The organism is Saccharopolyspora sp. NPDC050389 (genome assembly GCF_040655595.1).
In the GTDB taxonomy this organism is placed as follows: Bacteria; Actinomycetota; Actinomycetes; order Mycobacteriales; family Pseudonocardiaceae; genus Saccharopolyspora.
Genome location: NZ_JBFAKG010000037.1, coordinates 13451 through 35717, shown reverse-complemented (window position 1 = coordinate 35717; position 22267 = coordinate 13451). Strand labels below are relative to the sequence as shown.

The window sequence follows — 22267 nt, the reverse complement described above, 5'->3', positions numbered from 1 at the left end:
AGAGGCGCATGGCCGCCAAGAAGTCCGTGTGGACGTCGATCGTGGCGGTCGCGCTGCTGGGCCTGATGTGGATCGTGTTCGAGTCCGGCATCTTCGACGCGAAGGTCAGCGCCACCACCGGCCCCGCGGGCGAGCAGCTCGCCGAACTGCGCGTCGCCCCGGCGGGATCGATGGACGGCTACTCGCGCGAGCGGTTCAAGCACTGGACCACGAAGCCCGAAGCCGGGAAGAACTGCAACACCCGCGAGGCGGTGCTGGCGCGGGACGGCCAGAACGTCCGCACCAACAACGCCTGCGAGTCCACCTCCGGCACGTGGACCAGCGTCTACAACGGCCAGCAGCTGACCGACCCGTCGACGATCGACATCGACCACATGGTCCCGCTGGCCAACGCCTGGCGCAGCGGCGCGAACAAGTGGGACGACCAGCGCCGCGAGCAGTTCGCCAACGACATGCAGCTGCCGCAGCTGGTGGCCGTCGACGCGAGTTCCAACCGCAGCAAGGGCGACCAGGACCCGTCCCAGTGGAAGCCCGAGCGCGCGAACTGGTGCAGCTACGCGACGAGCTGGATCACGGTCAAGCGCTCCTACGACCTGACGGTCACCGAACAGGAGCGGAAGGCGCTCCAGGAAATGGTCGCGACCTGCGGCTGATCAGCTCAGGCGCTGTAGCCCTTCGGCGGGATGAGCGTGCTCAGCTGGTCGAAGGTCAACCATTGACGTCCTCTCTGGCCTGACGGCGGGAGATTCCTCGATGTCATGCTGCGGTGACGTTCGAGGATGGTTCACGCAACCGGCTACCCATAGGGGTGCCTTGCCCATGTGGACTGCGCGTGCTCTGCGAACTACCGCGACCGCTCGCAGCAGTCCCCGCCTCCCACGCGGTGGTGGGTTTCCGTCCGGCGGTGCTGAGTGCTCGATCAAGGATGATGATGGCGGCGTTGCGGTCAGCGTGTTCGGTGTGCCCGCAATGCACACATGCGAACAACCGGCCGCAACCCTCACGGGATTCGGGGTCGCGGGTATGGCACTTCGAGCACGTCTGCGACGAACACGGCGCCGGGACCGCGACAAGCTCACTGCCGCACCGGCGGGTCTTGTACTCGAGCTGGCGGCGGATCTCGAACCATCCTTGATCGGCGATACTTCGGTTCAACCCAGCCTTCTGGCGTACGCCTCGGCCGGGCTGCTCGGCAGTGCCTTTGGCGGAGCGGACCATGTTGCGGACCTTCAAGTCCTCGACCGCGATCAAGCCGTGGTTTTTGGCCAGATCATCAGTGAGCTTGTGGTTCCAGTCCGCGCGCCTGCGGGCCTGCCGAGCCTTCACCGCAGCGATCGCCGCGATGGTCTTGCGGAGCCTGTTGGAATACTTTCCCCCGTTGTGTTTTTTGGCGTACTTGATCTGCCGGGCTTTGCGTTGTTCCAATCCTCGCAGCCGCGCCCGTTCGCCAGGAGTCAAGGTGTCGGGTCGTTGACGTTCGGTGCCTTCGCCTGAGACGAACGCCGAGCAGGCGATTCCTACATCCAGCCCGACGGGTGTCCCGGTGTTGACCGGGCGCTGGGCTGGTTCTGGCTGGTGGATGCCGAACGAGATGTGCCATCCCAAGCCATCACGGGACACCGTGGCGTTGCGGACTGCGCCATCCAGCGGGCGAGACAGCCGCAGCCGCACCCACCCCAATTTGGGGAGCTTCACCTGCGCCATGCGGCGCGACACTTTGCGGACCTGCACCGCCTGACCGGGGAACGTCACACCCTGCCGGTGATGCTTGCGCTTGAACTGCGGAAATCCAGCTGGGTGGTTGGGGTTCCAGAAGTTGTCGTAGGCGGTATCGAGCTGCCGGAGAACTTGCTGGGCGCACTGCGCGGGAAGGTCCCGAAGCCAGGCGTGTTCCTTGCGTGCTTCGGTAAGTCCAATGCACTGCTCCGCAGAGCGCACGGTGGCTCGCTGCGCGGACTTGTATGCCCAGATGCGCTGCGCGAGCGCAATGTTCCACACCGCTCGACAGGTATGTGACCACGCCGTGAGCCGTTCCGCCTGTACCTGGTTTGGGTACAGGCGGAACCTCGCCGCCGTGTTCGCCTTCATACTGATCATTTTATGGCCGGTGTATGACAGCGCGGGTTACCGAAGGACTGGTCTGACGGCCAGCGGTCAGCCGTACCTCAGTCCTGAAGACGGAGCACTGCCCGATCGTCGCGGCCTGCTGTAGGGGAACGTCAGCCGGCGAGACCCTGTTCGGCGCCCGGGTGCAGCGGGATCGGGTCGGTCTTGGCGGCGTTCTCCTTCGTGATCTCCTTGGCCGACGGGTGGACCTGCTCCAGGTCGGCCCGCTTGTCGAAGATCAGCTTCGTGATCGCGCAGGCGTTGCCCGCCGCGAAGTCCTCGCGCACCACCAGGAGGTTCGGTACCGCGATCGTCGGCACGTCCGCGGGCAGCTTGTAGGTGGCCGCCGGGATCGTGCTCGCCTCGTAGACCGGGCTGATCTGCCGCATCGCGCCCAGCTGCGGCGTGATGTCGACGAACTTCACCGCGCCGCCCAGCGACGTCGTCAGGTCGGTGATCTCCGGCGTCGGCAGGCCGCCGGACCAGAACAGGCCGTCGACGGTGCCGGATTTCATGCCGTCCACCGCCTTGCCCAGCGCCAGGCGCTGCGCCTGGATGTCGGTGTCCGGGTTCAGCCCGGCCGAGGACAGCACGCGGTTGGCGATGACCTCGGTGCCGGACTTCGGCGAGCCGGTGGAGATCCGCTTGCCGCGCATGTCGGCGACGCTGTTGATACCGGAATCCGCGCGCACCACGACCTGCGTCGAGTTCGGGTAGATCCGGGTCAGCGCCTGGATCTTCTGCGGCTTGCCCTCGAAGCTCGCCTTGCCCTGCACCGCGTCGGCGGCGGTGTCGGCGAGGGTGAACGCGATGTCGTAGTCGCCGGCCACCAGCTGCTGGATGTTCTGCACCGAGGCGCCAGTTTCCGCCGCGGTGGCGCGCAGTTTGGTGTTGTTGCTGATCAGCTGCGCGAGCCCGCCGCCGAGCACGTAGTACACGCCGCCGGTGTTGCCGGTGGCGATCGTCAGCCGGCCGTCCGCCGCCTCGCAGGCCCCGCCCGCGCCGGCCTGGTTGTCCTGCACCTGCTTGCCGCCGCAGCCGGACACGACGAGCACCGCCGCCGCGGCCGCCACCAGCAATGCCTTAACCCGCATCACGAACCTCCTTGATCGTTTCCCTGCGGCGCAGGACGAGCTGTGCGACGAGCCCCAGCACGCAGCAGCCGAGGCCGATGGCCACCACCGGCGGCTCCAGGTACAGCAGGCACAGCGCGCCGGGCACGAACAGCAGCCGCACCGGGAGGCTCACCGGCCCGGCCAGCCAGCCGCCGGTCACCACGCTCAGCGCGGCGACGGCCACGACGGACGCCGCCGCGACCCACAGGACGGTGAGCGGGTCGGTCTGCAGCAGCAGCGCCGATCCGTTGTCGGTCAGCACGAACGCGATCGGCACCAGGAACGCGGGCAGCGTGTACTTCCAGGCCTGCATCATCGTGCCAGTGATCCGCCCGCCGGTGATCGCCGCGGACGCCACCGCGGCCAGCGCGGTCGGCGGTGTCACCTCGGAGAGCACGGCGTAGTAGAAGATGAACATGGCCCGTTCGGCGTCGGCGACGCCGAGGGCGCCGAGCGCAGGCCCGATCACCACCCACGCGATGATGAACGACGCCGTCACCGGCACCGCGAGCCCGAGCACACCGACGGCGAGCGCGGAGAACACCACGGTGAGCACCAGGATCGCGGTCGGGTTGCTGGTGAGCGCCTGAGCGGCTTGGACCAGCGCGTCGGCGAGCTCCTGGCCCAGCCCGGTCTTGGTGATGGTCGAGGTGATGATCCCGGCCGCCGCGCACACCGCCACCACCGGCAGAGCGCCGCGAACCCCGGCCGAAAGCGCGTCCACGATGTCCCGCAACCACTTCAGCGCCGCGGGCCCGGGGCCGTGTTCGGCCCGGACGAGCCCGGAGATCAGCGCGAACAGCGCGGCGACGCCGGTCGCGTAGACGACGGCCGCGAACGGCGGGATGTCCATGGCGAGGAACACCACGATGATCGCCAGCGACAGGAAGTGGTATCCGCCGCGCAGCAGCAGCCGCCACGCGCTGCCGTGCTCGGTTTCGACCGCCTTGGCGCCGAAGCGGCGGGCGTCGGCCTCCACCGCGAACACGATGCCGAGGTAGTACAGCACCGTCGGGATCGTGGCCCAGATCAGCACCGTCAGGTACGAGGTCTGGAGATATTCGGCGATGATGAACGCGGCTGCGCCGAGCGTCGGCGGGGACAGGATCGCGCCGATGCCCGACGCCGCCAGCAGGCCGCCCGCCTGCTCCTTCGGATACCCGGCGCGCCGCAGGATCGGCCAGGTGATCGCGCCGAGGCTCACCGCCGTCGCGGTGCCCGATCCGGAGACGGTGCCGAGCAGGAACCCGGAGAGCACCGTGGTGCGGCCCGGCGCGGTGCGGGAGCGCTTGAACGCGGCGAAGGAGAAGTCGACGAAGAACTGGCCCGCGCCGGAGGCGTTGAGCACCGCGCCGTAGATGGTGAACAGCACGATGTAGCTCGCCGCGACGTCCAGTGGCGTGCCGTAGAACCCGCTGGCGTCGTTGTAGAGCGCGTTGATGATCTGGCTGAAGTCCACGCCCGCGTGCGCGATTCCCCAGTTCTGCGGCAGGAATCCGCCGTAGTAGGCGTAGCCGATGAACGCCGCGCAGATCACCGGCAGGATCCAGCCGGTGGTGCGCCGGGTCGCTTCGAGGACGAGCAGGAGCAGCAGCGCACCGGCCGCGATGTCCAAGGTGGACAGGCTGCCCTGCCGGTCGAGGAACGCGTCGAAGCCGCCGGAGGGGATCGGGAGCACCGGGTAGAACCCGACGAGCAGGGCGATCGCCGACAGCGCCCAGTCGTACCAGGCCGGGTCGTCGCGGTCGCCCTTCGGGCGGCGGCCGCCGGGCCGGTAGCAGATGAACACCAGCGGCAGCGTGCAGCCGAGGAAGATCACCAGGTAGTACTGGTTGCCCTTGGTGAGCGGGTAGAAGACCTGTTTGAGCACCAGCACCGCGACGGCCAGGGCGACCAGGTAGACGAGCAGGTCCGGCCGGCGGGACAGCTGCCGGGCCGGGCGCTCTTCGTCGTGCGCGGCGACGATCTCGCCGACGTCGGTCTTGGCGGCGCCGCGATCGGGCAGCTCGTCGTCGTGCTCAGGCTGCGTCGCCTGGCTCATGCGGTCGCCTTTCCGTGCCGTTCGGCGGTGTTCGGACAAGCGCATGGCCGCCGTCCGGGGAATCGACGTGCAGAAGTCCTTTTTGCGGCGGGAATGTAACTGGCGTCACTCGTCCGGGTCAATAGGCGCGGTTCCCGGATTCGGGGCCACAGTGGATGATCAGGTGCGGGGCACGATCCGGCGGAGGTTCTCGTGCTGCGACGGGCCGGGCGCGGCCTCGGAGATCCACGGGCCGTCCGAGGACGCGTCCAGGATCCCGTCTTCGAGCCAGGAGTAGCGGCCGTCCAGGACATTCCGCGCCAGCCGCCGGTCGGCGGCGTCGGTGTTGTGCCAGAGCCGCCGGAACAGCGTCTCGACGCGGCGGCGAGCTTGGCGGCAGAACGCGTCGGCCAGCTCCACGGCCGACTGGTCCTGGCCCGCCGACCTGGCGTAAACGCAGCTGGCGCTCATCGCGTACAGCTCCGCGCCGATGTCCACGATGCGGCCGAGGAAGAGCTGCCGGTGCTCGAGTTGGCCCTGCCAGCGCGACATCCCGTAGAAGGTCTGCCGCGCGATGCGCCGGCTGGCGCGTTCCACGAACCGCAGGTGTCCGGCCAGCGGCCCGTATCCGCCGAAACCGCCCGGCACCTGGCCCTTGCCGGCCAGCAGCGTCGGCAGCCAGCGCGCGTAGAAGCCGCCCGCGCGGACCGCCGCCCGCGCCTTGCGGGACAGGTCGGCCTTCGGGTCGATGATGTCGCCCGCCACGGACAGGTGCGCGTCGACCGCCTCGCGGGCGATCAGCAGCTTCATGATCTCGCTGGAGCCCTCGAAGATCCGGTTGATCCGCAGGTCCCGCAGGAGCTGTTCGACGGGCACGCCGCGTTCGCCGCGCGCCGCCAGCGAATCCGCCGTCTCGTAGCCGCGCCCGCCGCGGATCTGCACCAGCTCGTCGGCGACCTGCCAGGCCAGCTCCGACGCGTAGAGCTTGGCCAGGGCCGCCTCGATGCGGATGTCGTGCCGGTCGGCGTCGGCCAGCCGGCCGGAAACCTCGAGCACGGCCTCCAGGGCGAAGGCCGTGGCGGCGATGAACGAGACCTTCTCGGAGATCGCCTCGTGCTCGCCGATCGGCCGTCCCCACTGGACCCGCTGCGCCGACCAGCCGCGGGCCACCAGCAGGCACCACTTCGCGGCGGCGGCGCACATCGCGGGCAGCGACAGGCGCCCGGTGTTCAGCGTGGTCAGCGCGATCTTCAGGCCTTCGCCCTCGTGGCCGATCCGGTTCGCCGCGGGCACCACCACGTCGTGCAGCCGGGTCACGCCGTTCTCGATGCCGCGCAGCCCGAGGAACGAGTTGCGGTTCTCCACGGTGATGCCCGCGGCGTCGGCCTCGACGACGAAGGCCGTCACGCCGCCGCGATGTCCCTCCGAGCGCGGCACCCGCGCCAGCACCACCAGCAGGTCCGCGAGCACGCCGTTGGTCGTCCAGAGCTTGACGCCGTTGAGCGTGTAGCTCTGGCCGTCCGCGCTGGGCACGGCGCTGGTGGCCAGCCGCGCCGGATCGCTGCCGACGTCGGGCTCGGTGAGCAGGAAGGCGGTGATCTCGCGGACGCAGCGCGGCAGGAACCGCTGCTTCTGCTCCGCGGTGCCGAACATCTTCACCGGCTGTGGCACGCCGATGGACTGGTGCGCGGACAGCAGCGCGCCGATCGACGGATTGGCCGTGGCGACGAGCATCAGCGCCCGGTGATAGTAGACGGCGGGCAGTCCCAGGCCGCCGTACTCCGCGGGGATCTTGATGCCGAAGGCGCCGATGTCCTTCAGCCCGTTGATCACCTCGTCCGGGATCCGCGCGTCCCGCTCGATCTGCCGCCCGTCGACCTTCGTCGCGCAGAACTCGCGCAGCCGTTCGAGGAACGCCTCGCCTTCCGGCGAGGTCCGGTCCTCGGGCATCGGGTCGATCAGGTCCAGCCGCAGTCGGCCGAGGAACAGCTCCTTGCCGAAACTCGGCCGGTCCCAGCGTGATTCGCGCGCCTCCTCGGCCACCTGCCGGGCCTGCTCGGCGTCGACCCGGATCTCGCGGCTGCTGTCCACTGTGGTCATCGCTGCCCCCAACAAGCCGGACTGAAGTGATGCTGGTCACACAACGGTACTACCGAACGGTAACCGGCAACACCCGGCGGCCGGGGGGTCGGATCCCGGCCGCCGGGCATCAGCCGAGCAGGGCGTCGGGGTCGTGGGCGGGTTGGCCGCCGATGATGGTCGCCGCGATGCCGATCTGGTCGAGGGAATCGGTGGGAACCGCCGTCGGGTCTTCGGCCAGCACGACCGCGTCGGCGAGCCTGCCGGGGGCGAGCGTCCCGAGCTGGTGCTCCAGGAACGCGCTGTGCGCGGCGTTGACCGTGTAGCAGCGCAGAGCTTCTTCGAAGGACACCGCTTCATGCGGGGAGAAGACCTGTCCGTCGGCCGTGCGCCGGGTCAGCATGCGCTGAATCGCTTTCATCGGCGCGCCGTCCGCGACCGGTCGGTCGGAGCTGCCCGCCGCCGGGATCCCGGCGGCGAGCAGGGACCGGAGGCGGTAGACCCAGTCGCGGCGCTGCGGGCCGACGTTGGAAAGCACCGCGTCGCCCAGCGTGTGGATGAAGTAGTTCTGCAGCACCGGAACGACACCCAGCTCGGCGAGCGCGCTGACGTGTTCGGGCGTGGTCACGGAGCAGTGCTCGATGCGGTGGCGCGCGTCCGCGCGCGGCCACCGGGTCAAGGCCTCCCGGTAGGCGTCGATGGCGAGGCCGACCGCGCGGTCTCCGATGGCGTGCGTGGCGACCTGCCAGCCCGAGCGGTGCGCGCTGAGGATCCGGTCCCGGAGCTCTTCGGGTTCCAGCTGCAGCACGCCTCGGTTGCCGGGCTCGTTGGAGAAATCGTCGGTCATCGCCGCGGTGCGGCTGGCCAACGCTCCGTCGGCGAAGATCTTCACCGCGCCCAGCCGCAGCATCGGATCGCCGAGTCCGGTGGTCAACCCGAGGTCGAGGCCGAGTTCGAGCTCGTCGGTGTCGTGTCCGTTGAGTTCTCGCAGTGTTTCGTAGGCGGGCATCAGGGTCGTCCGGACGCGCAGTTTTCCTTCGCGCAGCGCGGTTTGGTAAGCGGCCAGCTCGACCGGGCTCAGCCCGATCCAGCCGCCGCCGATGCCCGCTTCCTGGCAGGCGACGAGGCCCTCGGCGACGTACCGCTGGTGCGCCGCGCCGATCGCCTCGACCAGTTCCCGGACCGCTACCGGCACCAGCAGGTCGTTGACCAGTGCCTGTGCCTGTTCCTGCAGCAGCCCGGTCGGCTCGCCTGCGCCGTCGCGCTCGATGATCCCGCCGCGCACCTGGTCGATGTCGAACACTCCGGCGTCCTCGAGGACCAACGTGTTCCCGACGCCCATGTGCTCGCTGCGGTGCTTCAGCCAGACGCGGTGGGCCGGGGCGATCCGGTCAAGGTCGGCGCGGCGCGGGTGCCCGCCACCGTATCCGGCGGGCTCGTAGCTGTGCCCGATCAGCCAGGCGCCGGCCGGCAGGTCCGCCGCGCGGCGGACCACCCGCTGGTAGATGTCGTCGAGGCCGGCGGCGTCCGACAGGTCCAACTGGGTGAGCCCGAGGCCGAAGCGGCCGGTGTGCGCGTGGGCGTCGTGGAAGCCGGGGACGACGGTGCGACCGCCGAGATCGACGATTCGGTCCGCTTCGAGGCCGGTGACGTCGTCGCCGACCGCGACGATCCGGCCGCCGAGGATGCCCAGTGCGTGGGTTCGTCCCGGCTCGCCCATCGTCCACACGTGACCGTTGCGCAGGATCAGATCGATCTTCATCGGTTCTCCGAAGTCCTTCCACCGGACGGAAAAGCGGCACTCTGCTCCATTGTGGACGAATGTTCGCCGACGTCGGCGCCGAGCATAGCCGAAGGACGCGGGATCGGGTGAAGACGTTGTTTCGGCTAGGATCGGCCGCTGCGCATCGGACGCGGAAACACCAGTGGTGGATCCACCAATAGCCGCGGTTTGTTTCTCGCTTTCGCCAATGACAGCGCCGCGCGGGGTGTTGAGCATTTCCACATCGCATTCCGCTGCCAGGCCGGGCACGCCGTCGACGGCATCGAGTGCTCGCCCGTGAAGGGACCGCTTATGCCAGAGGCGACAGCCGCCGAACCGGCCACCAAGCCGGACCGGTCCACGGAGATCCGCCGGATCGCCCTGGCCACGTACTTCGGCACCGCCCTCGAGTGGTACGACTACTTCATCTACGGAACGGCGGCCGCCCTGGTCTTCCCGGGGCTGTTCTTCCCCGCGCTGGACCCGGTCATCGGCGTCATCGCCTCGCTGGTGACCTTCGCGCTGGGCTTCGTCGCCCGCCCGGTCGGGGCGGTGATCTTCGGCCACATCGGCGACCGCCTCGGCCGACGGGCGGCCCTGATCGGCACCGTGACGCTGATGGGCGTGGCCACCGGGCTCATCGGCTTGCTGCCGTCGTACCAGACCATCGGGATCGCGGCGCCGATCATCCTGGCCGTGCTCCGGCTGTTGCAGGGGATTTCGGCTGGTGGCGAATGGACCGGCGCGGCGCTGCTGGCGATCGAGCACGCCCCGCCGGAGCAGCGCGGGCGCTACGCGGCGGTGCCGCAGCTCGGCTCGCCGACGGCGACCCTGGTTTCCTCCGGCGTCTTCGCGGTGCTGACGCTGCTGCCCGACGAGATGTTCCAGTCCTGGGTCTGGCGGGTGCCGTTCCTGGCCGCGTTCGTGCTGCTGGCCATCGCGCTGTACCTGCGGGTCAAGGTGGAGGAATCGCCGTTGTTCCGGGCGGCGCTGGCCGAGCAGAAGGAGGAGAAGCTGCCGGTGCTGGAGACGATCCGCACCGCGTGGGGCCGGTTGATCATCGGCGGCGCGGCGTACCTGGCGGGAACTGCGGCGTTCTTCGTGCTCACCACCTTCATGATCAGCTACATCTCGAAGACGTTGAAGCTGAGCAGCACGCTGGCGCTGAACGCGACGCTGGTCGGCGCCGTGGTCGAGATCTTGGTGATCATCGTCGCCGGCCGCCTCGCCGACCGGATCGGCGCGGCGAAGGTGTGCGTCATCGGCGCAACGATCTCGGTGCTGGTCGCCTTCCCGGTGTTCTGGCTGGTCGACACCAAGATCCCGGTGCTGGTGATCGCCGGTGTGACGCTGGGCATCGGCGCGATCTCCATCCCGTACGGGCCGATCGGCGTCGCGCTGTCGGTGATGTTCCCGGCCCGGCTGCGCTACAGCGGCGTCGCCCTGTCGGTCGGGCTGGCGAACATCCTGGCCGGGTTCGGGCCGCTCGCCGGCACCTGGGCGCTGGGTGCGACCGGCGGGCAGTCGTGGGGACCCGCGCTGCTGCTGGCGCTGATCGCGTTCATCACGCTGGTCGGCTCCGTGGGCGCACACCGCGTCAGCCGCCGCGCCCCCGAATGGGACGCCGTGTGATTCCAAGCCCGGCGAGCGAGTGAGGGGAGCAAACAGTGAACACGGCTCGCAGCGGTGGCGAACTCGTCGTCGCGCAGTTGGAGAAGCACGGTGTCACCACGGCGTTCTGCGTGCCGGGGGAGAGCTACCTTGAGGTGCTCGACGCGCTGCACGACTCGCCGATCAGGCTCGTCGTCTGCCGCCATGAAGGCGGCGCGGCGTACATGGCCGACGCGGACGCCAGGCTCACCGGCGGCGTCGGCGTGTGCCTGGTGACGCGGGGACCGGGCGCGTCGAACGCCCTGGTCGCCCTGCACACCGCCTGGCAGGACCGGGTGCCGTTGCTGCTGTTGGTCGGCCTCATCCCGCGCGGCGAACGCGATCGCGAAGCGTTCCAGGAGTTCGACCTGGCTCGCACGTTCGGTGCATCGGCGAAGTCCGTGCTGACGATCGACCGGGCCGACCGGATCCCCGAACAGCTCGCGCAGTCCTTCCTCATCGCGCGCAGCGGTCGCCCCGGTCCGGTCGTGGTGGGGCTGCCGGAGGACATGCTCCGCGATGCCGTCGAGGTGAGGGACGGGGAACCGTTCCCGCTGCCGCGAACGGCGATCGAGGACGGCCAGGCGAACTCGGTGGCGGCCCTGATCGCCGACGCCCGGCGGCCGCTGGTGGTGCTCGGCGGTTCGCCGTGGGAACCCGGCGCAGCCGCGCTGATCCGGCAGTGGGCCGAGAACTGGGAGCTACCGGTCGTCACCGACTTCCGGCATCAGGACCTCCTGGACAACGAATCGGCCTCCTACGCGGGGTTCCTGGGATTCGGCCGCGACGAGGAAACCGCTCGCGCACTCGCCGACGCGGATGTCGTGATCGCGGTCGGCACCCCGCTCGGCGACGTGGCCTCGGACGGCTGGTCGCTGGTGCGGCCGGACACCGCGGTCGTGTCGGTGTTGCCGGACCCGGAAGGGCATTCCGCGATCCACCGGCCGCGGCACCGGTTCCTCGCCACCCCGGCGGCCTTCGCCGAGGCCATGGTCGCGACGTCGCCACCCGACGAGCGCCCGTGGGCCGCGCACACGCGCGAGTTGCGGGAACGTTTCGAGTGGTTCCGCACGCCGCAACCGGTCGGCGACCGGCTGGACCTCGGAATCGCCATGGCAGAGCTGCAAAAACGCCTGCCGGTTGACGCCGTCGTAACGTTCGGCGCGGGCAACCACGCCCTGTGGGCGCAGCGCTACCTGTCCTACCGCACCTATCCCGCGCAGCTCGCGCCGCGCAACGGGTCGATGGGCTACGGCGTCCCGGCGGCGGTGGCCGCAGCCATCCGGCATCCGCAGCGGCGGGTCGTTTCGGTGGCCGGAGACGGCTGCTTCCTCATGAACGGCCAGGAGTTCGCCACGGCCGTCGCCGAGGGCGCCGCGCCGGTGATCGTCGTGGTCAGCAACGGCATGTACGGCACGATCCGCCAGCACCAGGCGCTGCGGCACCCCGGCCGGGAATCTGGAACGCGCCTGGTGAATCCCGACTTCGCCGCGTACGCCCGAGCCTTCGGTGGGCACGGCGAACTGGTCGAGGAAACCGAGCAGGTCGGTCCGGCGCTGGACCGCGCCTTCGCCACCGGCCTCCCGGCCATCGTCGAGCTGCGCATCGACGGCGCCCGGATCGCCCCGGAAACCACGCTCGACGACCTGCGGAAATGACCGTGCGACCGGCAACCTCGGATGACCCGCGCGTGATCCGGCGGTTGCCTGAACGCTACCCGCCACGTGCAGGATGGGCGGGTGAGGATCCTGCCCGATGACGGCCCGCTGCGCCTCGCGGACCTGCTCGCCGAGGCGGAGCTGGGGCTGCGGCTGCTGACCGCGGCCGACACCGGCCCCGCCCGCCAGATCGACGGCGCGCACGCCATCGAGATCGCCAACCCGTCACGGTGGGTGCCGCCGCACTGGCTGCTGCTGACGACCGGCATGCGCATCCAGCGCAAGCCGACGGAGCAGCGGGCGCTGGTTCGGGAGCTCGCGGGATCCAACATCGCCGCGCTCGGCTACGCGACCGGCATCGTCACGCGGCGGGTCCCGACGGCACTGCTGGACGAGGCGGATCGGTTGGGGTTCCCGGTGATCGAGGTGCCGCTGGAGACGCCGCACCGGGACGTGATCGGCTTCGTGCAGCAGAAGGTGCTGGGCTCTTCCCCGGAACTGCTGCAACGGGTGCTGCAAACCCAGGCATATCTGATGGGCGTGGAGGAGGACGACCCGCTCGCGCACGCCGAAGCCCCCGAGATCGCGCTGCTGCGGCGGTTGCAACCGCTGGTGGGCACCGAAGTGATCCTGCTGCGCACCGATGGCCGCCCCAACTGGCCGGAAGACCACCTGCACGCCAGGGAGTTGCGCGAAGCCCTGCACGCGCAGCCGGCCAACGGCCCGGCAGAAGTCGGCGTCGACGATCTGCGATACCTGGCGCTGCCGGTGCGAACCGGGCCCTACATGTTCGGCTGGCTGGTCCGGGAAGCCCGGGACGGGGATGGGGCGCAGCTCCTGCCGGTGTTGCGTTCGGCGGCCCAACTCCTGGGCGTGATGTACGTGGCTCGTGAGCACGAACCTGCGGAACTCCGCGCACAGCGCCGGCATCTGCTCGAAAGTGCGCTGTTCGACGGGGTCACCACGAACGGCGACGGAGACCTGGACCGGCGGGCCCGCATCGTCGGCTTCGACTTCGGCTCGGACTGTCGCGTGCTGGTCTACCGGCCGGCCGGGAACCGCTCCGAGCTGGGCCAGGTGGAGGCGGCGCTGAACGCGGCCAGGATGCCGTTCCTGGCCACCGCGCACGGTGCCGATGTCATCGTTTTCGCCCAGGGCGAGGGAGAAATCTTGGCCGGCTCCGTTGAATCGCTGCCGGCGGGGCGGGTCGGTGTCGGCCGCGCGGTGCGATCGCTGGGGCGGGCGAAGGAGTCGCTGGCCGACGCCGAGTTCGTGCTCGGCCGGATGACCGCAGTGCCCGGCAAGCTGACCGTGGCGGACTTCTCGGAGCTGTCCCTGGCGAACTGGCTGATCGCCCGGCTGCCGAGCCCCGAGATCGCCGAGAAGTCGGGCGATTTCCTGGCCGGGCTGCGGGAGCAACCGCTGCTGTTCGAAACGGTCGTCGCCTACCTGGGCGCTGACCTCGACACGACGGCCACGGCGGAGGCCTTGCACCTGCACCCGAACTCGGTGCGCTACCGGCTCACCCGGGCCGAGCACGCGCTCGGTGCGCCGCTGCGCCGTCCGGAGACGATCGCCGGCCTGCACGCCGCTCTGCTGTCCGAAGGCCTGCTCTGAATCTTTGGTGGAAGTCCAATCGGTGGCGCCTCGTTTTTCGTCTCCGCAGCCGCGGCCAGTCCTACCACGGCACGCACGGCCTGGGCGCCAGCATCGCGGGCATCCAGGAGAACCGGTGATCGGCGCGAAGTTCTCTAGTCGGCCTTCGGCCAAGGAACGCGCATAGCGAAGTGCAGCCACGTCGCCAGCACCACCAGGGCTGCCGTCGCACCGCCGAGCACCATGACCGTCGACGGGGAGGTGCGGTCCAGGATGACACCGCCGACCAAGGCTCCCGCGGAGAAGGTCGCCTGGAACGACGCGGTGAACAGCACCGACGCCGCTTCCGGCGCGTGCGGGGCGGACTTCGCGAACCACGTCTGCGAGGCGACCGGCACGGCGCCGTAGGCGATGCCCCAGACGGCGAGCAGCCCAACCGCACCGACACCGGACCGGCCGAGCACCGGCAGCAGCAGGGTCGCCCCGGCGATCATGCCTGCGGCGATCCCGAATGCGGCGTGTGGACGACGCGCCACGATCGCCCCTCCGGCGAAGTTCCCGACGATTCCGGCGACTCCGTAGGTCAGCAGAAAGGCCGTGATCAGACCCGGGCCGATGCGGGTGACTTGTTCGAGGAACGGCGTCACGTAGGTGTAAGCGCCGAAGTGGGCGAGCACGACGAGGAACGTCAGCAGCAGCGCGAAGCGGGTGTTGCCGCTGCGGAACATCCCGCGAAGCACGCTCAAGCGGGTGACCTGAACCGGAGGCATCGCGGGAACGACCGCGAGCAGCATGGCGAACACCACCGCCGCCAGCGCGCCCATCACGGCGAAAGCCGCCCGCCAGCCCGCGAGATCCCCGATGAACGTGCCCACGGGGACCCCGAGCACGGATCCAAGGGGTACCGCGGCGAAGATCACCGCGGTCGCCCGGCCGACCGACTCCGCGCGCACCAGCCGCCCGGCCAGGCTGGCCGCGATCGACCAGAACCCACCGATGGTGATCCCCACCAGCACCCGCGAGACCAGGACGAGCCAGTAGTCCGGCGCGACCGCGGCCAGGAAGCTCGCCAGCGCCAGCAGCGCCATGAAGCCGCTCAGCATCAGCCGGCGGTCGATGCGCGCGAACACCACCGTGACCAGCGGGGCGGAGATCGCCGCGAGGAAGCCCGGCATGGTCATCATCAGCCCCGCCATCCCGTCCGAGATCGCGAAACCGGCGCCGATCGACGTTAGCAGCCCGATCGGCAGGATCTCGATGGTGACGATCGAGAAGATCCCCAGCATCACGGCGACGACGCCGAGCCAGCCGAGCAAGGACGATCGCGTTGGTGCTGCGGGGGTTTCGGTCGCAGCGGTGATTGTGGACAACGGCTCCATGCGGACCAGTGCAGCAACGACCGGGGCCGGGATCTGGCAGGTTTGAGACCTCACCCCGGCGAACCACGTCGACGTCGCATTCCTGCCGGTCGGACGAATGCGCCACGCCGGTGAGCTCGGACTTGCGGGTCGACCTAAGCTCTGAGCATGGCGAAGTACTTCGACGTGCATCCGGAGAACCCGCAGCGGCGCGCTATCGGGCAGGTGGTGGACATCGTCCGCGACAACGGCCTGATCGCGTACCCGACGGACTCGTGCTTCGCGCTCGGTGCCCAGCTGGGCAACAAGGACGGCATCGACCGGATCCGGGCCATCCGGCACCTCGGCGACCGGCACCACTTCACCCTGGTGTGCCAGAACTTCGCGCAGCTCGGCCAGTTCGTGATCATCAACAACGCGGTGTTCCGCGCCATCAAGGCGTCGACGCCGGGCAGCTACACCTTCATCCTGCCCGCCACCAAGGAAGTGCCGCGCCGGCTGATGCACCCGAAGAAGAAGACCGTCGGCGTGCGCATCCCGGACCACGTCGTGGTGCAGGCGCTGCTGGCGGAGCTCGGCGAGCCGATGCTGTCCAGCACGCTGCTGCTGCCCGGCGAGGAGGAGCCGATGACGCAGGGCTGGCAGATCAAGGACGAGCTCGACCACGTCCTGGACGCCGTGATCGACTCCGGCGACTGCGGCACCGAGCCCACCACCGTGATCGACTTCTCCGGTCCGGAGCCGGAGGTGATCCGCCACGGCGCCGGCGACACCTCGCGCTTCGAGTAACGCGCCGAACACTCGCCGCGACGGCTCCCACCATCTGGTGGGGGCCGTTTTTCATTGTCCTGACCAGTGGATTCGTTCGCGCGCGACATTGCGGACGTTCACATCGTGGAACGTATACACAAATCTTTGACGTGTACACATTCGCGACAGAGGATGCATCCAACGAATCCGGACGGAGGACGCACCGATGGGCGAGAAGGAGTCACCGGCGACCCCGCCGCGACTTGACCACGTCGTGATCGCCACACCGACGCTGGACGAGACGGTCGCCGAATTCGCCGCCCGCACCGGCGTGCGGCCCGCCGCGGGCGGCGCGCACCCGGACCGCGGTACCCGCAACTACCTGGTCTCCTTCGGCGGCGACAGCTACCTGGAGATCATCGGCCCGGACCCCGACCGCACCGTCGGCGACGATGCCCTCACCTTCGGGCTGGCGGCGCTGAGCGAACCCCGCGTCGCCGCCTGGGCGGTGCACCCGGCCGACATCGACGAGGCCGCGGCGCACATCGGCCCGGTCGGCCCCGGGCAGCGCCGCACCACCGCCGGCGAGCTGCTCGAATGGCGCCTCACCGAACCGCCGAACGGGCTGCCCGGCGGCGTCGTCCCGTTCCTCATCGACTGGGGCGCCACGACCTCGCCCGCCGTCGGGCCGCCGGCGGTGGAGCTGGTGTCGTTCACCGGCAGCCACCCGGATCCCGGCACCGTGCGCCCGGTTCTGGACGCGATCGGCACCTCGTTGCGGCTGACCACCGGCCCCGCCGCGCTCGCCCTCACCATCTCCGGCGCGCACGGGCTCGTCGAATTCCGCTGAACAGCCAGGAAAACCGAACACGGATGGGAAAGCACCACCGATGACCGACACGATGCGCGCGCTGGTCCTGGAAGGTCACGGCGACCTCGACCAGCTGCGCCTGCGCGACGACCACCCGAAGCCCACCGCCACCCCCGGCCACGTCGTGATCAAGGTGCGGGCGACGTCGTTCAACTACCACGACATCTTCACCACCCGCGGCATGCCGGGCATCAAGATCCCGTTCCCGGTGGTCATCGGCCTGGACCTGGTGGGCGACGTCGCCGAGCTCGGCGAGGGCGTGACCGGCTGGTCGGTCGGTGACCGCGTGCTGGTGCACCCGATCCACCCGGAGCGGGGCCTGATGGGCGAGACCCTCGACGGCGGCCTCGCGCAGTACGCGCTCGTGTCGGCGGAGCAGCTGATCCCGCTGCCCGACGAGGTCGAGTACGCGCAGGCGGCGGCGCTGCCGGTGGCCTACGGCACCGCGCACCGGATGATCGTCGGGAAGGAGACCGTCAAGGCCGGCGACAAGGTGCTGATCCTCGGCGCCTCCGGCGGCGTCGGCACCGCCTCGGTGATCCTCTGCAAGAAGCTGGGCGCGCACGTGATCGCCGCCGTCGGCGACGACGACAAGGGCGAGAAGCTCAAGGCGATCGGCGCCGACGAGGTCGTCAACTACAAGACCGAGAACTTCCTTGACTACGTCAAGAAGCACCACGGCAAGCCGCAGCGCTACAGCTACGACACCGGCGTCGACGTGGTGATCAACTACACCGGCGGCGACACCTGGGCGCCGACGCTGCGCTGCGTGAAGCTCGGCGGCAAGATCCTGGTCTGCGGCGCCACGGCGGGCTACGACCCGACCGAGGACCTGCGCTACATCTGGACCTTCGAGCTCCAGGTGATCGGCTCCAACGGCTTCTCCGGCGACGACTTCCGCGCCCTGCTGGACGGTGTCGCGACCGGCGACTACGAGCCGCTGATCGACCAGGTGCTGCCGCTGTCGCGGGCCCGCGAGGGGCTGGCCCGGCTGGAGGACCGCAAGTTCATCGGCAAGATCGTCGTCGACCCGTGGGGCGACGAGTGATGGCCGGGCTGACCGCCTCCGACGTCGAGGAAAAGCTGCGGGCCGCGCCCTTCCACCAATGGCTGGACCTGCGGGTCGTGGAGCTGACCAAGGACCGCATCGAGCTCACCGCGCGCTGGCGCGAGGAGTGGATCAGCGACCCCGAGACCCGCACCACGCACGGCGGCATCCTGGCCTCGCTGCTGGATCTCGCCGCCGACTGGGCGCTCACCGGCACCATCGGCCGCGGCGTGCCCACGGTGGACCTGACCGTCAACTACCTGCGCGCGGCGCTGCCGGGCGACCTGCGGGTGATCGGCCGCCTGATCCGGCCCGGCCGGCAGGTGTCGGTGGCCGAGGCCGAGGTGCTCGACCAGGACGGCAAGACCGTCGCCATCGGGCGGGGCACCTTCCTGTCCGCCGCGGCGCAGTGAGGAAGAGCATGAGCGACTTCGACTACCGCAACCAGGGCGACGTCGTCACCGCGGACCGCCCGGACGCGCCGGCCATCATCGCCGTGACCGAAACCGGCGCCCGGCAGCTGACCTACCGCGAGTTCGACGCGGCCGTCGACGCGGTCGCCGCCTGGACCTCGGGCCAGGGCCTGAGCCGGGGCGACGCGGTGGGGATCATCGGCGAGAACACCCCGGAGTGGCTGGTGGCGTTCTACGCCTTGCAGCGCGCCGGGCTGGTGCCGGTGCCGGTCAGCTACAAGCTGCCCAGCGACGGCGTCGCGTACGTGCTGGAAAACGCCGGTGCGCGGGCGGTTTTCGCGGACGCTCGCGGCGGCGAGCTCGTCGCGGGCACCGGCGTGCAGGTGTGGGAGCTCGACGGCCTGATCGAGCGGACGCCGCGCAGCGACGGGAAGTTCGCCTCGATCGTGCCCGATCCCGAAGACCCGGCGATGATCCTCTACACCTCGGGCTCCACCGGCCGCCCGAAGGGCGTCGTGCTGTCCCAGCGCAGCCACCTGTGGGTGCTGGGCCTGCGGGCGAGCGCTCCCGGTCCGGCCGACGCCCGCTACCTGGTGGCCGCGCCGCTGTACCACATGAACGCCTTGGCCAACTGCCAGCAGGCGTTCGGTGTCGGCGCGACCGTGGTGCTGCTGCCGAAGTTCTCCGCGCGGCAGTTCCTCCAGGCGGTGGGGGAGCACCGGGTGACCCGGGTGACCGGCGTTCCGCCGATGTTCGCGCTGCTGCTCCGAGAGGACGACCTGGTGACCACCGTGGACACCAGCAGCGTCATCGACGTGTTCATGGGCTCCGCGCCCGCATCGCAGGCGCTGTTCCACGACGTTCGCGCGCTGTTCCCACACGCGGATCTGTACTTCGGTTACGGGACAACGGAATCCGGCCCGGTCGCGTTCACCGACCACCCGGGCGGCCTGCCCACTCCCGACGGCTCGGTCGGCGTGGCCGATCCCAACGTCGAGCTGCGGCTGGTCCCGCTGGCCGGGGTCGTGAGTGATTCTTCCGGTAAGAACCGGAACGATCACTCACGAGAGGGCGTGCTGGAGATCCGCTGCCCGGCCCTGATGACCGGCTACCACCGGCGGCCCGACCTGGCCGGCCCGGTGACCGCGGACGGCTTCTACCACACCAAGGACGTCTTCCGCGTCGACGAGAACGGGTTCTACTTCTTCACCGGCCGCGAGGACGACATGTTCACCAGCGGCGGCGAGAACGTCTACCCGGCGGCGGTGGAGGAGATCCTCGAATCGCATCCGGCCGTCCGCCAGGCCGCGGTGATCGGGGTCCCGGACGAGATCAAGGGCCACAAGCCGGTCGCGTTCGTCAGCCTCCGCCCTGCCACCCAGGCCGGTCCCGACGAGCTGCGGAAGCACGTGCTGGACAACGCCGAACCGTACGCGCACCCGCGCCAGGTCTGGATCGTCGACGAGCTGCCGCTGTCGTCGACCAACAAGATCGACCGCAACGTGCTCGCGCGCCGCGCGGCGGAACTGCTCGGAGGTGCGGCGACGTGAGCACCGCCGACGCGGCTGCCGAGCAGTACGCGAACCTCCGCAGGCTGATCCTGGAGCAGCAGCTCAAGCCGGGCACCCTGCTGCTGGAAACCGCGCTGGCGGCCCGCTTCGGCGTGTCCCGCACGCCGGTCCGGGAGGCGCTGGCGCGGCTGGCCCAGGAAGGCTTGATCACCAAGCAGAAGCGCGGCTACGTCGTGGACGAGCTGAGCCCGGAGGAGATCATCGAGGTCTTCGACGTGCGCATCCTACTGGAGTGCGCCGCCGTGGAGAAGGCCGCCACCGACTGCGACGACTTCCGGCTCGCGCACCTCCAACAGCTCACCGAGCAGCTCGACGAGCTGATCGCGACGCTGCGGACCGCGATCGACACCGGCGACACCGCGACGCAGGCCGCCACCGGCGAGGCGATCCTCGCCGCGAACGTGCGCTGGCACGAGGCGCTGCGCGCCGGCAGCCGCAACCGGACGCTGATCCGGATGATCAACCAGCTGATGGACGTGCAGAAGATCTACAACCCGCTGATGAAGGTGCACGACCTGGCGGAGATCTCGAAAGGCCAGCAGCAGCACCACGAACTGGTGGCCGCGCTGCGCGACCGCGATCCGGCCCGGGCCCGCGAGATCATGACCGACCACCTCACCAGGGTGCGGCAGATCCGGGTGGCCGAGTTCGCCCGCAGCCTGCATTCCGCCGAACAGCGCGGGGGCTCGTCATGACCGCCGTGCACACCGCCCGGGCCATCCGGCCGGGCTGGCAGCTGGCGACGGGCACCGTCGTGATCCTGCTGGTGCTGGAGGAGATCCTCACCCGCACCGGCATGCTCCCGGCGGACTACTTCCCGCCGGTCAGCCAGATCGTCGTGGCGCTGCTGCCGGAACTGGCCGGGGCGCAGCTGTGGCTCCAGCTTGGCCAGACGCTGCAGGGCTGGTTCGTGGCGCTGGTGCTGGCGACCGTGCTGGCGGTGCCGCTCGGGCTGCTGCTGGGCACGGTGTGGTGGGTGCGGGCGCTGACCAGGCCGATCGTGGAGTTCCTCCGCCCGGTCCCGTCGGTGGCGCTGATCCCGCTGGTCGTGCTCGCGCTGGGCACCGGCAAGCAGAGCGAACTGTTCCTGGCGACCTTCGCGGCGTTCTGGCAACTGCTGGTGGCCACGACGGCGGGCGCGGGAGCGGTCGACCGGGTCACCGCGGAAACCGCCCGCTGCTACGGGCTGACCAGGGCGCAGACCCTGCGCTGGGTGGCGCTGCCCTCGGCGCTGCCGTACCTGATGACCGGCATCCGGGTCGCCTCGGCGACCTCGCTGATCCTGGTCGTCACGGCCGAGATCATCATCGGCGTGCCGGGCCTGGGCGCGCAGATCAGCCTCAACCGCGCCGGCGGCTCGCCGGACCTGATGTACGCGTACATCATCGTCACCGGCCTGCTCGGCTGGCTGATCAACACCGCGCTGTCCGCGGGGGAGCGGCGGCTGCTGCACTGGGATCCGGCGAATCGGGACGCGGCGAATCGGGGCGCGCGATGAACCGACGAGTCCTTTCCGCACTGCTCGGCGTGGTCGGCGCCGTCGCCACCGTGGCGATCTGGTGGCTGGCCACCGAGAACTCCGCCAGCGTCTACTTCCCGCCGCTGAGCCGGATCCTGGAAACCGCCCAGGAGCACTGGCTGTCCGCCGAGGGCCGCGCCGACATCGCCTCCAGCATCGGCAACCTGCTGTCCGGGCTGGCCATCGGCGTCGTCGCGGGCATCGTGGTCGGCGTGGCGCTCGGCCAGGTCTCGCTGCTGCACCGGGCGCTGTCGCCGAGCATCGAGTTCGTCCGCGCCATCCCGGCCACCGCGCTGCTGCCGTTCGCGATGATGCTGTTCGGGCTGGGCACCGAGATGAAGGTGTTCCTGATCGCGCTGGGCTGCGTGTGGCCGGTGCTGCTCAACGCGCTGGACGGCACGCGTTCGCTGGAGCCGACGCTGCGCGACACCGCCAGCGTCTACGGCATCACCGGCGTGCGCCGGCAGCTGAACATCGTGCTGCCCTCGGCCGCGCCACGCATCGCCAGCGGCATCCGCGTCGCCATCCCGCTGAGCCTGATCCTGACGGTCACCAGCGAGATGGTCGGCAGCCACCAGGGCATCGGGTTCGTCATCGTCGACGCGCAGAACACCTTCCGGATCACCGACATGTGGTCCGGGGTGCTGCTGCTCGGCGTGCTCGGCTTCGCCCTGACCTGGCTGTTCGGCGTGGCCGAGAAACTGCTCCTGCCCTGGGAGAAACGCGCGGAGCGGACGCGATGAGGCGCGCT

18 protein-coding genes are annotated in these 22267 nt (G+C 70.0%); 12 read left to right on the top strand and 6 right to left on the bottom strand.

What is annotated here, in order from left to right:
* Window positions 1-8: 8 nt before the first annotated feature.
* Entirely contained in the window at window positions 9-653 is a 645-nt protein-coding gene (locus tag AB0I53_RS24000) for an HNH endonuclease family protein (RefSeq protein WP_358606924.1), read from the top strand.
* Window positions 654-756: 103 nt separating this feature from the next.
* Here the strand turns inward: AB0I53_RS24000 and AB0I53_RS23995 are convergent, their stop codons facing one another.
* The 5 genes from AB0I53_RS23995 to AB0I53_RS23975 form a co-directional block, all read right to left on the bottom strand.
* Window positions 757-2088 (bottom strand): transposase, encoded by a 1332-nt coding sequence (locus tag AB0I53_RS23995; RefSeq protein ID WP_358606921.1) that lies wholly within the window; start codon window positions 2086-2088, stop codon window positions 757-759.
* 131 nt (window positions 2089-2219) lie between these two features.
* Complete coding sequence (locus AB0I53_RS23990) at window positions 2220-3200, bottom strand: TAXI family TRAP transporter solute-binding subunit (RefSeq protein WP_358606919.1); 981 nt, start codon at window positions 3198-3200, stop codon at window positions 2220-2222.
* The gene (locus tag AB0I53_RS23985) at window positions 3190-5262 is read right to left on the bottom strand and encodes a TRAP transporter fused permease subunit (protein WP_358606916.1); all 2073 of its coding nucleotides are present in this window, start codon (window positions 5260-5262) and stop codon (window positions 3190-3192) included. Before AB0I53_RS23985 ends, AB0I53_RS23990 begins: the two co-directional genes overlap by 11 nt.
* A 159-nt stretch (window positions 5263-5421) precedes the next feature.
* Window positions 5422-7341: an acyl-CoA dehydrogenase family protein gene (locus tag AB0I53_RS23980; RefSeq protein ID WP_358606913.1), complete on the bottom strand. Its 1920-nt coding sequence runs from the start codon at window positions 7339-7341 to the stop codon at window positions 5422-5424.
* Window positions 7342-7450: 109 nt separating this feature from the next.
* Window positions 7451-9082, bottom strand: coding sequence for an amidohydrolase family protein (locus AB0I53_RS23975; RefSeq protein WP_358606910.1), 1632 nt, complete (start codon window positions 9080-9082; stop codon window positions 7451-7453).
* Between the two features lie 312 nt (window positions 9083-9394).
* Between AB0I53_RS23975 and AB0I53_RS23970 the strand changes: the two genes are divergently transcribed.
* The 3 genes from AB0I53_RS23970 (at window position 9395) to AB0I53_RS23960 (ending at window position 14007) form a co-directional block, all read left to right on the top strand.
* The gene (locus tag AB0I53_RS23970) at window positions 9395-10714 is read left to right on the top strand and encodes an MFS transporter (RefSeq protein ID WP_358606907.1); all 1320 of its coding nucleotides are present in this window, start codon (window positions 9395-9397) and stop codon (window positions 10712-10714) included.
* Between the two features lie 35 nt (window positions 10715-10749).
* Window positions 10750-12390 carry a thiamine pyrophosphate-binding protein gene (locus AB0I53_RS23965; protein ID WP_358606904.1) on the top strand — a complete coding sequence of 547 codons (1641 nt, stop codon included), beginning with the start codon at window positions 10750-10752 and terminating at the stop codon, window positions 12388-12390.
* Between the two features lie 81 nt (window positions 12391-12471).
* Window positions 12472-14007 (top strand): PucR family transcriptional regulator ligand-binding domain-containing protein, encoded by a 1536-nt coding sequence (locus AB0I53_RS23960; RefSeq protein ID WP_358606901.1) that lies wholly within the window; start codon window positions 12472-12474, stop codon window positions 14005-14007.
* Between the two features lie 134 nt (window positions 14008-14141).
* Here AB0I53_RS23960 and AB0I53_RS23955 read toward each other — a convergent pair whose 3' ends face one another.
* Entirely contained in the window at window positions 14142-15356 is a 1215-nt protein-coding gene (locus tag AB0I53_RS23955; protein ID WP_358606898.1) for an MFS transporter, read from the bottom strand.
* A 156-nt stretch (window positions 15357-15512) separates the two neighbouring features.
* Here AB0I53_RS23955 and AB0I53_RS23950 point away from each other — a divergent pair, with 156 nt between their 5' ends.
* From AB0I53_RS23950 to AB0I53_RS23915, 8 genes are all read left to right on the top strand, one after another.
* Window positions 15513-16133 (top strand): L-threonylcarbamoyladenylate synthase, encoded by a 621-nt coding sequence (locus AB0I53_RS23950; protein ID WP_358606896.1) that lies wholly within the window; start codon window positions 15513-15515, stop codon window positions 16131-16133.
* Window positions 16134-16320: 187 nt separating this feature from the next.
* On the top strand, window positions 16321-16944 hold the full coding sequence (locus AB0I53_RS23945; protein ID WP_358606893.1) for a VOC family protein: 624 nt from the start codon (window positions 16321-16323) through the stop codon (window positions 16942-16944).
* 40 nt (window positions 16945-16984) lie between these two features.
* Window positions 16985-18013: a zinc-binding dehydrogenase gene (locus AB0I53_RS23940; RefSeq protein WP_358606890.1), complete on the top strand. Its 1029-nt coding sequence runs from the start codon at window positions 16985-16987 to the stop codon at window positions 18011-18013.
* Window positions 17998-18426 (top strand): PaaI family thioesterase, encoded by a 429-nt coding sequence (locus tag AB0I53_RS23935; protein ID WP_358606887.1) that lies wholly within the window; start codon window positions 17998-18000, stop codon window positions 18424-18426. The genes AB0I53_RS23940 and AB0I53_RS23935 overlap by 16 nt, the downstream gene beginning before the upstream one ends.
* A gap of 8 nt (window positions 18427-18434) precedes the next feature.
* Complete coding sequence (locus tag AB0I53_RS23930; protein WP_358606884.1) at window positions 18435-19976, top strand: class I adenylate-forming enzyme family protein; 1542 nt, start codon at window positions 18435-18437, stop codon at window positions 19974-19976.
* Complete coding sequence (locus AB0I53_RS23925) at window positions 19973-20692, top strand: GntR family transcriptional regulator (protein ID WP_358606881.1); 720 nt, start codon at window positions 19973-19975, stop codon at window positions 20690-20692. The genes AB0I53_RS23930 and AB0I53_RS23925 overlap by 4 nt, the downstream gene beginning before the upstream one ends.
* Complete coding sequence (locus AB0I53_RS23920) at window positions 20689-21495, top strand: ABC transporter permease (protein WP_358606879.1); 807 nt, start codon at window positions 20689-20691, stop codon at window positions 21493-21495. The genes AB0I53_RS23925 and AB0I53_RS23920 overlap by 4 nt, the downstream gene beginning before the upstream one ends.
* Window positions 21492-22259: an ABC transporter permease gene (locus AB0I53_RS23915; protein WP_358606876.1), complete on the top strand. Its 768-nt coding sequence runs from the start codon at window positions 21492-21494 to the stop codon at window positions 22257-22259. Before AB0I53_RS23920 ends, AB0I53_RS23915 begins: the two co-directional genes overlap by 4 nt.
* Window positions 22260-22267: the final 8 nt, after the last annotated feature.

Bases quoted from the DNA above. Each gene is read 5' to 3' on its own strand.
- AB0I53_RS23970 (WP_358606907.1), top strand. From the start codon at position 9,395: ATGCCAGAGGCGACAGCCGCCGAACCGGCCACCAAGCCGGACCGGTCC.
- AB0I53_RS23975 (WP_358606910.1), bottom strand. From the start codon at position 9,082: ATGAAGATCGATCTGATCCTGCGCAACGGTCACGTGTGGACGATGGGC.
- AB0I53_RS23980 (WP_358606913.1), bottom strand. From the start codon at position 7,341: ATGACCACAGTGGACAGCAGCCGCGAGATCCGGGTCGACGCCGAGCAG.
- AB0I53_RS23990 (WP_358606919.1), bottom strand. From the start codon at position 3,200: ATGCGGGTTAAGGCATTGCTGGTGGCGGCCGCGGCGGCGGTGCTCGTC.
- AB0I53_RS23950 (WP_358606896.1), top strand. From the start codon at position 15,513: ATGGCGAAGTACTTCGACGTGCATCCGGAGAACCCGCAGCGGCGCGCT.
- AB0I53_RS23920 (WP_358606879.1), top strand. From the start codon at position 20,689: ATGACCGCCGTGCACACCGCCCGGGCCATCCGGCCGGGCTGGCAGCTG.
- AB0I53_RS23940 (WP_358606890.1), top strand. From the start codon at position 16,985: ATGACCGACACGATGCGCGCGCTGGTCCTGGAAGGTCACGGCGACCTC.
- AB0I53_RS23930 (WP_358606884.1), top strand. From the start codon at position 18,435: ATGAGCGACTTCGACTACCGCAACCAGGGCGACGTCGTCACCGCGGAC.
- AB0I53_RS23915 (WP_358606876.1), top strand. From the start codon at position 21,492: ATGAACCGACGAGTCCTTTCCGCACTGCTCGGCGTGGTCGGCGCCGTC.
- AB0I53_RS23995 (WP_358606921.1), bottom strand. From the start codon at position 2,088: ATGAAGGCGAACACGGCGGCGAGGTTCCGCCTGTACCCAAACCAGGTA.
- AB0I53_RS23945 (WP_358606893.1), top strand. From the start codon at position 16,321: ATGGGCGAGAAGGAGTCACCGGCGACCCCGCCGCGACTTGACCACGTC.
- AB0I53_RS23985 (WP_358606916.1), bottom strand. From the start codon at position 5,262: ATGAGCCAGGCGACGCAGCCTGAGCACGACGACGAGCTGCCCGATCGC.
- AB0I53_RS24000 (WP_358606924.1), top strand. From the start codon at position 9: ATGGCCGCCAAGAAGTCCGTGTGGACGTCGATCGTGGCGGTCGCGCTG.